The sequence below is a fragment of the Jiella flava genome, from assembly GCF_017349315.1.
GTDB lineage: Bacteria > Pseudomonadota > Alphaproteobacteria > Rhizobiales > Rhizobiaceae > Jiella > Jiella flava.
Map to the genome: position 1 here is coordinate 41,369 of NZ_JAFMPP010000003.1, position 12,287 is coordinate 53,655.

The following is a 12,287-nucleotide window of genomic DNA, read 5'->3' on the forward strand; positions in this document are numbered from 1 at the left end:
TCCCCGTCCATGCCCGGTGATGCCGTCGCTTGATCGGACGGCCCGCGCCCCTCTGGAGATTTCGACCGTGCTCAGTCTCTGGCCGTATTTCGCGATCCTCGGCCTGATCGTGCTGCTCTTTCTCGTCGAGCGCCGCTTTCCGGACGCGGTCACCCGCATGGAAGAGAATATTCTGGCGCTTCTCCTCGCGGTGATCACGCTGGTCTCGTTCGTTCAGGTGATCGCCCGCTACGGCTTCAACACCGGCTGGGGCGGGGCGCTGGAATTCAATCGCATCCTGTTTGCCTGGATGATCCTGTTCGGCATGAGCTACGGCTTGAAGACCGGCCTGCATCTGGGCGTCGACGCGGCGATCCGCACCTTTCCCCGGCCATTGTTCAAGGCGTCGGCGATCTTCGGCGCCGTCGCGACGCTGCTTTACGCGGCAATTCTCCTCTCTTCCGACTGGCTGCAGATCTTCGGCGCCCACACCTCCGGCGGCGCGGTGTTCTATTGGGAGCGTTTCTTCAAGGTCGGGATCGGGCTCGACGATCTGCGCTATCCGGTCTGGGTGCAGGAGGTCTTCGGCGTGCAGGAGCGGGTGCAGCGCTGGATCGCCTATCTGATGCTGCCGCTTGGTCTCGCGCTTCTCGGCTTTCGTGCCATCCAGGCGATGATCGAGATCGCGCTGGACAGACGCGAGGTGGTGATCGCCGGCCATGAGGCGGAGGACCTTGTTGCCGAGAACAAAGACGTTCTGAAGGACTGAGCCGACCATGGAAGCCCTCGTTCTCCTTCTCCTGGTCCTCGGCCTTTTGTTCCTCGGCGTGCCGGTGGCGATCTCGCTCGGCCTGTCGGCGGTGATCATGATCGCCTTCTTCTCGACCGACTCGATGTCGTCGGTGGCGATCCAGCTGTTCACCGCGGCGCAGAACTACACGCTGCTCGCCATTCCCTTCTTCGTGCTCGCCTCGGCCTTCATGTCGACCGGGGGTGTCGCCAAGCGGCTGATCGATTTCGCCATTGCCACCGTCGGGCATTTTCGCGGCGGTCTCGCCATGGCCTCGGTGCTCGCCTGCATGCTGTTCGCGGCGCTGTCGGGTTCCTCGCCGGCCACCGTCGTCGCCATCGGCACCATCGCCATCGCCGGCATGCAGCGGGTCGGCTATTCCAAGGAGTTTTCCGCCGGTATCATCGCCAATGCCGGCACGCTCGGCATCCTGATCCCGCCCTCGATCGTCATGGTCGTCTATTCGGCGGCGACCAACGTCTCGGTCGGGCGCATGTTCCTTGCCGGGGTCATTCCCGGTCTCGTCGCCGGGCTGATGCTGATGGCAGCGATCTATCTGGTCGCACGCTACAAGAACCTGCCGTCGGAGGACTGGCGCGGCGTCGTGCATCTCCTGCGCCACGGCAAGACGGCGAGCTTCGGCCTGTTCCTCATCGTCATCATTCTCGGCGGCATCTATGGCGGCGTCTTCACCCCGACCGAAGCGGCGGCCGTGGCGGCGGTCTACGCCTTTCTCGTCGCGGTCTTCGTCTATCGCGACATGGGGCCGCTGAAGGGGCGGCCGTGGGTCGCCGAGACCGACAGCAGCCGGGCACGCATTGGTTTCAACGCCGTCGCCTACGGCATCTCCTTCTTCATCGTCGCTTTGATCCTGGTCTATTTCCTGACTGCGGGACCGGGCGGCGGCTCCAGCCTCTCGGTTGGTGAGCGCAGCGTTTTGTGCGGCGTTCCGGCATTGTTCGTCGCGATCGCCTATGGGCTGTGGCGCGGCGAGGGCGGCGTTGCAGCCCTGCCGGCGACTTTCATCGCTGGTCTGCCGATCTTTGCCCGCAATTTCGCCCTGATCCTGCGTGCCTTCCTGCCCGCCTGTTTCCACGGCGAGACCCGCAAGGTGATGGTCGATGCGGCGAAGACGACGGTGATGCTGATGTTCATCATCGTCAACGCGCTCTTGTTCGCCCATGTGCTCACGTCGGAGCGCATTCCCGACGCGATCACCGCCTTGATGCTCGACTACGGCTTCAACTGGTTCACCTTCCTGATTGCCGTCAACGTGCTGCTATTGATCGGCGGTCAGTTCATGGAGCCGTCCGGCTTGTTGCTGATCGTCGCACCGGTGGTCTTTCCGATCGCGATGAAACTCGGCGTTGACCCGGTGCATCTCGGCATCGTCATGGTCGTCAATATGGAGATCGGCATGATCACCCCGCCGATCGGCCTCAACCTCTTCGTCACCTCCGGCATCACCGGCATGAGCTTGGTCAAGGTGGTGAAGGCGGCGATGCCCTTCGTCGGCGTGTTGTTTCTGTTCCTGATCCTCGTCACCTACGTTCCCTGGCTCTCGACCGTGCTGCCCTACAGCCTGATGGGGCCGGAGACGGTGATGCGCTGAGGGCTGGCACTCGGGTGCGACGGTGGTGGCATCGAGGTGCCGGCGTGGGTCGGCGCCCGCGGGTGATGGCGGGGTCCGTCGAACCGCAGCCGTCGGGAGGCACTAGAGCGGAATGCGATAAACTGGAATCGCCATTCCGCTCTAAGCCATTGTTTTGCCGCATGATGTGACCCGAAAAGTCATGCAACTTTTCGGCACCATGCTCTAGGCGCAAGCGATGGACAAGGTGCCGGTGCCGGCAAGGCGGCACTCGAGGTCGTCAAGGGGGATGGGCGGGCTGAAATAATAACCTTGGACGAGGGTGATGCCCGTCGCGGCGATCGCTTCGATCTGCGCCGTGTCTTCCAGTCCCTCGGCGACGACGGCAAAACCGATGCGCTCGGCCAGGAGCTGGACCATCTCGACGACGGAGCGCGAGGCCGCGTTGCTGCCGACGACACTGGCGAAGGTCCGATCGATCTTCACCTTGTCGAAGGCGTAGGTCGCCAGATAGCCGATCGAGGAATAGCCGGTGCCGAAGTCGTCGAGAGCGAAGCAGACGCCGAGACCGCGCAGCTCGGTCATCGTCTCAAGGGTCTGCTCGGGATCCTCGACGAGAACCGATTCGGTCAGCTCCAGTTCGAGCCGCGAGGCAGCAAGCTGCTCGGCCGCGATGATCTCGCGGATGGTGGCGACCAGGCGCTCGGGCTGCTGAAACTGTTTGGGCGAGACATTGACCGAGATGGCGATGCCGTCAGGCAGCCGTGCATGGTCTTGTGCCGCCCGCCGCAGCACCCATTCGCCGAGGTCGCAGATCAGATCGCTGCGCTCGGCGATCGGGATGAACTCGTTGGGCGAGATGCGTCCCTTGGTCGGATGGTTCCAGCGCAACAGCGCTTCCACCGCTGTCACCCGGCCGTCGCGAATATCGACGATCGGCTGGTAGTTCAGCTCGAAGGCGCCGTTCGCCAGCCCGTCGCGCATGTCGCGTTCGAGTTCGGTGCGACGGCGGAAGGTCGCGGCCATGTCCGGTGAGAAGACCCGCGCCCGGCCCTTGCCGGTGGATTTCGATTCGTACAGCGCCAGATCGGCGGCGGTCATCAGATTGCTGCCGTCCGGTCCGTGCTCGGGACCGACAGCGACGCCCACGCTGGCTGAGACGGAGAATTTGCGGGCGCCGACAATGATCGGCGCGTCCAGGGATTTGAGCACCTGATGGGCCACCGTCATCGCGAGTTCGACGTCGGTCGACGGCATGATGGCGATAAACTCATCGCCCCCGAAGCGCGCCAGAAAGTCGGTGATGCGCACGCTCTCCTGGATGCGGTCGGCGATCGCGACCAAGACCTTGTCGCCGATGCCATGGCCGAGCGAGTCGTTGATCGTTTTGAAGTCGTCGAGATCGATATAGAGGATCGCAACCGAGTGGATGCCGTGTTTCAGCACCGGGCCAATCGAGGCCAGCATCCGGTCGAGTTCGTGCCGATTGGCCAATCCGGTGAGCGGATCGGTGCGGGCCATAGTCTCGATCTTCTGCTGGATCTGCTTGCGTTCGGTGATGTCCTCGCTGAGAATCAGGATCCCGCCATTGGCCGTCGGCTCGACATGCAGGAGCAAGGTGCGGTTGGCCGGGGTCGCTATTTCGCGGACGACGGCCCGCTGATCCTTGAGCATGCGGGCGACATCCTGACGGATCAGCGTCGCGTCGCCGTGGGAGAGGCTGCGGATTTTGACAGCGGCATCCAGCATGCCGTCGAGGGTCGTGGCGGCCGGATCGTTCCAGACGCCGTAGAGTTCGCCATGGCGCTCGTTTTGCAATTCCCGGGTCAAGGTCTCGTCGAAGGTCACGAGACCATGGGTCATCGAGCGCAACGCCAGATGGGCCTGCTCGGCATGCTTGCGCGAGGAGGCTTCGTTTTCCTGGGCTTCTGCGGTCGCATCGGCAAGCGCGCTGAGATTGCGATGCAGCGACAAGACGATCACGACATTGGTCAGCATGTAGAGGACGATGAACAGCGAAATAAAGCTGTAGAACTCTTGTTGCGACTGCTCCAGCGCCATCATCAGCGGCACGCACAGGCACAGCACCTGAACGATGACGTATTTGGGCCGCCCGGCATTGCGCGCGACATAGCCGGACGCGAAGGCGACGGCCGCGATCACATTGAGGATCTGGACGGCGGCGCTCTGGGTTCCGGCAATCGCGTGATAGCAGGAAGCGCCCTGTAGCCCCGCAAACAGCGTCGCGCCGATCTGAAACTCGATGTCCCAGCGGCGCAGGGCTTGGCGGTTCTCGTTGCCATGCTCGGCCAGACGATAGCGCACGAGCGTCGCCATCCGGCCGAGCAGCACGACGATGGTCAGGCAGGAGAGGGTGTAGAAAGCATGATCGCCGGTCCATTGCCAGGACATCAGCATCACCAGGACGCCGACGAGATTGGACAAGATCAGGGAGGAGGGCGAAGAAAACAGCGAGCCGACGAGGATGCTTTCGTGCTGCGTTGTCGCATGTGCGCCGTTTCGCCGGCGCAACCGCCGCAATTGCAGGGCTCTTTCTCCATTCGCTGGAAAGCGACTATCGACCGAAATGGACACGGGTCATCCGCTACATTGTGAGCCTCTTTGGCGTCACCATGAGCGCAAACTCTTAACGCTTACCTGATCATCGGTGGATATTGCCAAAAAACTTATGCATGTCTGCACGAAAATTAAAATTTCTCATCGAAATATGATAAAGACCACTGAATCGGCCAGCCCAATAGCTGCGGCTAAATGCCGCATAAATCCGGTCCGCGTGGATTGGCGGTGGTCGGCGGGCAAAATCAGCACCTTCACGTTTGCCGCAAGACTTTTGCGTTTTCGTCGGAGTAAAGCCGGCTGATCAGGTCGGCCGGGACAACCGTCGCGAGCGATGTTTCACAGAGCCAGGCATTGTTCGGCAACCGGGGGCGCGTCCCGACGGACGCGGCCGGCTACAGGCCCATTCCCGCTGAATTGGGGCCCGATTTTGCGTCAAAAATTGCGTCCAAACGAAAGCTGAGAGCGTGATCTCGATTTGATCTTACGCAGACACGCTTTACCGGGCGTTTCGGCCCAGCAACCGGTCCTGCGCTTGGACGATGCGCCTCAGCTTGCTGCGCTCAGCCTCGCTCAGCCCCATCATGTGGTCGACCCAGGCCGCCCCGGCCTCGGCGAGTTCGCGCGACAAATCCGGCCCCATTCGGTTAAACGCCGCCGCAATGGCGATCCGGGCGCGCCGACTGGACGCGGTCTTGTCGCAGAATTCGCGGATCCACTTGGCGCTGCCGCCATCGGTCACGAGGGCGTCGACGGCGCCTTTGTCATAGAATTCGGTGGCGTTGAAGGTCTTGCCGGAAATCAGAATGCGCTCCGCTTCGATCGGGCCGATCCGCCGGGTAAGAATCGGAGCGGCGGCGATCGGGAAGTGATTGTGGTTGACCTCCGGATAGCAGAACGTCGCCGACTGCTCGGCCACCATCACATGACAGGCGCGGGCGGGATCGATGCCGCCGCCGAGGGCGCGAGCATGCACGGCCGAGACCGTTGTGACGAGGCCGTTGAGGCCCGTGGCGTTGCCTTCGATCACCGCGCAGGCGGTCTCGGCATAGCGCTGCAGGCCGTCGCGGTCGTTGCGGGCGAGACAATCAAGATAGAAATCGAGGTCGCCGCCGAGCGAGAAGGCCGGGCCCGAGCTGCGATAGGCCAGCACCGACACCGGCATGGCCGCTTCGGTCTCGGCCATCCGGCGCAAAGCACGTTGGACGCGCAGGACGCTGTCGACGAGAGCCAAGGTGAAGACCGGCTTCGGCTCCGGCCGCATGACGATCCACAACAGGCCGATCTGCGCTTCGAACAGCAGCTGGATCTGCGGCAAAGGGCCGGTCAGATCGAGGATGCGGTCGACAAACGCGCCGGCGTCCGGGACGGTCGCAGGCTGGGCTGCGACGGCATTGGCGATCTGGACCTTGGACATAAAACGATCTCCACTCAACCGATGCTTAAAACTTAACCGGGCAACCAGATTCTGTAAATTTGGTTTCTAATAGAAGGTTAATATTACAAATTTTGGTAACGAATCGTTAACGACGTTTCTTTCCCGGTAAATGACGGAAACAGCGTGACAACGCTTGGCAAACGGCCGCCGCGTCAACAAGGCTTCAAAGCGGTGACGGACCGTGCATGGTGTGAAAGCGCGATGCGTCCAAAAATGGCCGGAAGGCTTTGTGGTCAGGCGATCCGGCGCTCGGAACTGCCGATCTCGAGCGGGTCGCCGAATCGATCGGTCCCGCGGTGGCCGACCAGGAAATGCTCGGTTGTTTCGGATGCCGGGCGCGGTTTGCCGAAGAAATAGCCTTGCAGCTGATCACAGCCGAGGGAGGCCAGAAAGGTCGCCTGTTCTTCGGTCTCGACGCCCTCGGTCGTCACCTTCATCTTCATCTGATGGGCGAGGGTGATGATCGTCGCGACGATTTCTTTGACGTTCCGTTCACCGTTGTCCAGGGCGCGCATGAAGGATTGGTCGATCTTCAGCTTGTCGAACGGAAAACGCCAGAGATAGCCGAGGGAGGAATAGCCGGTGCCGAAATCGTCCATGTCGATGGAGATGCCGAGTTGCTTGAGGGTCGTCAGCTGATCGAGGATCATTTCGGACCGTTCGAGCAGCAGCGATTCCACCACCTCGACCTCCAGCCGGTCGCCCGAGAGCCCGGCCGTCTTCAACGCATTGACAATGATTTCCACAAGGTCGCCATCCTCGAATTGGACGGCACTGAGATTAACGGACACGAAGAGCGGCTCCGGCCATTCGGCAACTTGCCGGGTCGCCTCGCGAATCACCCAGCTGCCGATCGCCTTGATGTAGCCACGCGCCTCGGCGATCGGGATGAATTCGGTCGGGGAGATCAGATTGCCGGCCTCGTCTCGGAGCCGAATCAGGGCTTCAAAGCCGACCAGCGTGCCGTCGCGCCCCTTGACCAGCGGCTGGTAGAACAGTTCGAAGCCGTCGGCGTCCATCGCATGTTTGATGCGCGCCTCGATTTCGCGGCGGCGATGCATCGCCTCGTCCATTTCCGCTTTGAAAAAGACGAGATCCTTGGCGCTGTCACCCTTGTGGTGAAAGTGGGCGATCTCGGCGTGCTTGACGAGTTCGGAATGGCTGCGCCCATGGTGGGGCGCAATGGCGCAGCCGATCGAAATCTTGGGCGTCACGATCTGGCCGTCGATCTCGATCGCTTCAGAGACGGCCTCGTGCATCGCGCGGGCAAGCGTGACGACCTCGCGGCGATCCTTGATCCGGCGCCGAATGATCGCAAAATCGTCGGGCCCGATACGGGCCGCGAGGTCGTCCGCTGCAAGACCGGCCGACAGTCGGCGCGCCACGATGCGCAGAACCTCGTCGCCGCGCGATTGGCCATAATGGTCATTGATCTCGGAAATATCGTCGAGATCGACATAAAGATAGGCGATTTCTTCCCGTGTCGCGCGGATCTTGAACAACAGCTGATCGCACAATTCCTGCATTCGGCGCCGATTGAGCAGGTGAGTCAGGTTGTCGTGGTCGGCGAGAAACTGGATTCGTGCGTCCGCCTCGTCGATCTTTCGCCGCCGCCGCTGATAGAGCATGAAGGGGACACAGGTGGCCACGATGACGATGAGGATGATCAGCGCGTAAGTGCGGGCCAAAGTTTTCTCATAGTGATCGCGTTCCGCGATCATGTCGGAGACGATCGACAAATAGCCGATCGCCTTGCCGTTCCGGATCAGCGGCATGATTACCGATGGATTGGTCGCGCCGTCGTCATGGACGACCTGCCAGAAACCGGTCTTGGCGATGATGGAGGGCGAGAGCTTGTCGCCGGTGCTGACGCCCCCGGACTTGTCTCTCAGCAACCAGCCGTACCGCTCCGACTTGGACCGAAAGACCTCTTTGCCGTGCCGGTCAAAGATCGTGTAGCTGTCGATATTGGCGAGATCGGCGACTTTGCGGATGATGTCTTCGGAGCCGGGATTGCGGGCAATGCCGGTCAAGAATGCGTCGGCATAGCCTTCCGGGCCCAACAAGAGATTGGCGAAGTTCTGGCCGCGATTGTACATTTCCGATTTGACAAGCTTGCCGACGGCATTGTTTCCGACCGCGAAAATCGCCGCTGCCACGAAGACGATGACCGCCATCGAGCCGAAGAAACTCTGCCAGTAATGTCGGTTGGCCAAAATTGCCGTCATGAATCCAAAAGCTCGCTTTCAACATTCATGATGCCGGCAAGTGGTAAATTTTCTTCGATGAAAAATGGCGGGTCATGAAGATCACGCCGACAATCGAATTGGCCGCGACCGAATAATCTCGAAAGATACATTCGAATGAAGTCGGGAGGGCGGCGGCTGTTAGATTCACATTGCGAATTGCAGTTAAGACGCAGCATGTCCGCGGCCATGCGATCTCACGATCGAAAGCCTTGGCGGCGGCGCTTTGCGTCGCGGCGGTTTGACCGCACGCGCTTTCAGCCTTTGATCGCCTCATAGGCCGCAAGAGCACGGCTGCGGGCGTCGCCATGATCGACGATCGGCTTGGGATAATCTTCGCCGAGGGCGATCCCGGCCTGTTTCAGCACGGTCTCACCGGCTTCCCATGGAGCATGGATCGCCGTGTTCGGAAGGGTTTCCAGTTCCGGGACGAATTGACGGATATAGCGGCCGTCCGGATCGAACCGCTCGCTCTGGGTGATCGGGTTGAAAATCCGGAAGAATGGCTGGGCGTCGGCGCCCGATCCGCCGATCCACTGCCACTGGGCGGTGTTGGAGGCGATGTCGCCGTCGACCAGCGTATCCCAGAACCAGGCCTCGCCCCGGCGCCAGTCGATCAACAGATCCTTGGTCAGAAAGGAGCCGACGATCATCCGCACCCGGTTGTGCATCCAGCCGGTCTGCCAGAGCTGGCGCATGCCGGCATCGACGATCGGATAACCGGTCATCCCCTTTTGCCAAGCCTTCAGATCCTTCGGCGACTGTTTCCAGGAAAAGCCGTCGAAACGGTCGTTGAAGTTGTCCGAGCCGAGCGCGCCGAAATGATAGAGCAGGTGATAGTTGAAGTCGCGCCAGACGAGTTCCTGCTTGTACGTCCTGATCGCCTCGTCGGGAATGGTCTTACGGCGGCCGGCATAGGTGCTGGCGGTGTGATAGGCCCGATAGGGCGAGATCTCGCCCCATCTGAGATAAGGCGACAGACGCGACGTATCGTCGGCAAACGGACGCTCGCGGCCGTTGTGATAGTCCTCGAGCAGCGCATCGCAAAAGTGCGATAGCCGCTCCTGCGCAGCCTTTTCACCGGGGGTCCAGAATTTCGCAATGCCGCCGGACCAGTCCGGCTTGGTCGGCAGAAGATCCCAATCGTCGAGCGTGTCGGAGGCCGGGAAGGTGCCCGGCTGCGAAAAGCCGGTCGGCGGATCGATCGGATCGCGGGGCTCAGTTTGTGAGACCTTTTTCCAGAACGGAGTGTAGACTTTATAGTAGCCACCCGACTGGGTCGTCACGGATTCCGGCTCATGCAGGATGTTGGCGGTGAAGCTTTCGACCGCCACGTCGGCACGAAGGGCCTTTTCGATAGCGTTATCGATCTTGCGGGCGCTCTCCTCGTAGCGGCGATTGACGAACAGTGCCGTCGCTCCGACCGCCTCGATCACGTCGAGGACATGGTCCTTGGCTTTGCCTCGGCGCAGTGTCAGCTGCGTCCCCTTGCCGCGCAGCGAGCGGGCGAAGTGTTCGAGCGAATGGTGGAGCCACCATTTGTGCGCAGCGCCCAGCGCCCGCAGGCCTTGCGACTCCTCATCCAGAATATAGAGGGGAACGACAGGACGACCGGTCTCGGCGGCATGGGCGAGTGCGGGATTGTCGTCGAGCCGGAGATCGTCGCGCAGCCACACCACGATCGGCCCATCCGTTTTTCGCTCGCTCTTTGCCATGCCATCCCTGTTCGCTGAGGATCCGTCCCTGGCTCAGTATAACGGTGCCTCGCGGCGATGGGTTGCGGCCCTATGGCGGGGAAGGCCGGATGGTTGGTTTTGTCTGTAAGACGAATTGATAACGGCTGTTCAAAAAATGAAGACAATTCGTCACGAATCGGCCTCTCACGGATTGCGTCTGCAATCGCTAATTTCGCCGGCGACACGAGACACGGAGCAAACCATGGCGCTGTCCCTTTCCGGCATCCACCATCTGACCGCGATCACTGCCGATGCCCCCGGCAATCTCGATTTCTATACGAGCGTGCTCGGTCTGCGGCTGGTCAAGAAGACCGTCAATCAGGATGACACCTCGGCCTATCATCTGTTCTATGCCGACGGGCTTGCCTCGCCCGGCACCGACATCACCTTTTTCGACTGGCCGACGCCGCGCGAGCGCCGGGGCACCCATGCGATCGCCCGCACCGGCCTCAGGGTCTTCGGGCGCGCGAGCCTTGATTACTGGGCGGCGCGGCTGACGAAGCACGCGGTTGCACAGGGTGAGATCCGGGAACTCGATGGGCGGATGGTGCTCGACTTCGAGGATCCGGAAGGCCAGCGACTGCGGCTGGTCGATGATGGCGGCGCCGGCGCGGCCCATCCTTGGGATGCGAGCCCCGTTCCGGCCGAACACCAGATCCGCGGCCTCGGCCCGATCGTGTTGTCGGTGCCGGAGCTGGAGCGGACCGAAACGGTGCTGACTCAACTGATGAACATGCGCAAGCTGCGCCGCTACGAAGAGGCCGGCGCGAGCGTGCATGTCTTCGAAATGGGCGCTGGCGGCCCGGCGGCCGAACTGCATGTCGCCGTCGAGCCGCATCTGGCGCGGGCCGGGCAGGGCGCAGGCGGCGTCCATCACGTCGCCTTTCGCACCGACGATACGGCCAGCTTGACCGAATGGGCCAAGCGGGTGCGCGACTATCGGGTGCCGTCGAGCGGCGAGGTCGAGCGCTATTATTTCCGCTCGCTCTATTTCCGTGAGCCGAACGGGATTTTGTTCGAGATCGCCACGGACGGTCCGGGCTTTGCCGTCGACGAGCCGCTGGAGAGCCTCGGCGAGACGCTCGCTCTGCCGCCCTTTTTGGAGCCGAAGCGGGCGTCGATCGAGGCGAACCTCAAGCCGCTCGATTAACCTTGTCGAAAACATAGGAGCCGGATCATGGCTGCGATCGATCGCAACGGGCCGCTGGCGGCGAGCGGCCTTCTCACCGCCGGGTGTGATCCCAAGGACGCGCGCCTGGCGCTCGTCCTCATGCATGGGCGGGGCGCCTCGGCCGCCGACATCATCGGTCTCGTCGCGGCTCTCGGCCTGCCCGATCTTTTCGCCGTCGCGCCCGACGCGCCGGGCGGGGCGTGGTATCCGGCGCCGTTCATGCAGCCGCTTGCCAACAACGAGCCGTATCTGACGAATGCGCTGGCGCGGATCACCGCGATTTTCGAGGGGCTCGACGCCATCGGCTTTGGGCCCGAGAGACGGGTGCTGGGGGGCTTTTCCCAAGGCGCCTGCCTGTCGCTCGAATACTGCGCCCGCAATCCCGGCGGCATTGCCGGCGTTCTCGGCTTTTCCGGCGGGCTGATCGGGCCGGATGCAACCGGGCGGTCGGAGGTGGCGAGTCTTGCGGGCACCACGGTGTTCATGGGCTGCAGCCGGTCCGATCCGTTCATCCCCGCGGCGCGGGTGATGGAAACCGAGCGGCATCTTCGGGCGCGGGGCGCAAGTGTCGAGACTGTGCTTTATCCGGAGCCTGGCCACGGCATCAATGCGGACGAGATCGCCCGTGCCAAGCGGCTCCTGCAATCGATCGGCTAAAGCATCGGCCCGAACATCGGAGTCGATTTTCGGCAAAGCACGATGCGGAGAATCAATCAGAGTGCGCGTCCTATGTACATCCGACCGGACGCACGCCGCGCC

8 protein-coding genes are annotated in these 12,287 nt (G+C 62.1%); 4 read left to right on the forward strand and 4 right to left on the reverse strand.

The features are described from left to right. The first annotated feature begins 67 nt into the window (after positions 1 to 67). Both J1C48_RS04935 and J1C48_RS04940 read left to right on the forward strand, forming a co-directional pair. On the forward strand, positions 68 to 748 hold the full coding sequence (locus J1C48_RS04935; RefSeq protein ID WP_207256686.1) for a TRAP transporter small permease subunit: 681 nt from the start codon (positions 68 to 70) through the stop codon (positions 746 to 748). Positions 749 to 755: 7 nt separating this feature from the next. Beyond that, positions 756 to 2,381, forward strand: a complete 1,626-nt coding sequence (locus J1C48_RS04940) for a TRAP transporter large permease (protein WP_207256687.1) — start codon at positions 756 to 758, stop codon at positions 2,379 to 2,381. A gap of 204 nt (positions 2,382 to 2,585) precedes the next feature. Here J1C48_RS04940 and J1C48_RS04945 read toward each other — a convergent pair whose 3' ends face one another. From J1C48_RS04945 to J1C48_RS04960, 4 genes are all read right to left on the reverse strand, one after another. Further along, entirely contained in the window at positions 2,586 to 4,901 is a 2,316-nt protein-coding gene (locus J1C48_RS04945; protein WP_207256688.1) for a putative bifunctional diguanylate cyclase/phosphodiesterase, read from the reverse strand. Positions 4,902 to 5,436: 535 nt separating this feature from the next. Next, positions 5,437 to 6,354 carry a crotonase/enoyl-CoA hydratase family protein gene (locus tag J1C48_RS04950; protein ID WP_207256689.1) on the reverse strand — a complete coding sequence of 306 codons (918 nt, stop codon included), beginning with the start codon at positions 6,352 to 6,354 and terminating at the stop codon, positions 5,437 to 5,439. A gap of 254 nt (positions 6,355 to 6,608) precedes the next feature. Next, complete coding sequence (locus J1C48_RS04955) at positions 6,609 to 8,603, reverse strand: putative bifunctional diguanylate cyclase/phosphodiesterase (RefSeq protein WP_231081620.1); 1,995 nt, start codon at positions 8,601 to 8,603, stop codon at positions 6,609 to 6,611. Between the two features lie 275 nt (positions 8,604 to 8,878). Next, positions 8,879 to 10,336, reverse strand: coding sequence for a cryptochrome/photolyase family protein (locus tag J1C48_RS04960; protein ID WP_207256690.1), 1,458 nt, complete (start codon positions 10,334 to 10,336; stop codon positions 8,879 to 8,881). Positions 10,337 to 10,559: 223 nt separating this feature from the next. On the opposite strand from J1C48_RS04960, the gene J1C48_RS04965 reads away from it, so the two are divergent. Then, positions 10,560 to 11,507, forward strand: coding sequence for a ring-cleaving dioxygenase (locus tag J1C48_RS04965; RefSeq protein ID WP_207256691.1), 948 nt, complete (start codon positions 10,560 to 10,562; stop codon positions 11,505 to 11,507). Positions 11,508 to 11,534: 27 nt separating this feature from the next. Further along, positions 11,535 to 12,185: an alpha/beta hydrolase gene (locus J1C48_RS04970; RefSeq protein ID WP_207256692.1), complete on the forward strand. Its 651-nt coding sequence runs from the start codon at positions 11,535 to 11,537 to the stop codon at positions 12,183 to 12,185. Positions 12,186 to 12,287: the final 102 nt, after the last annotated feature.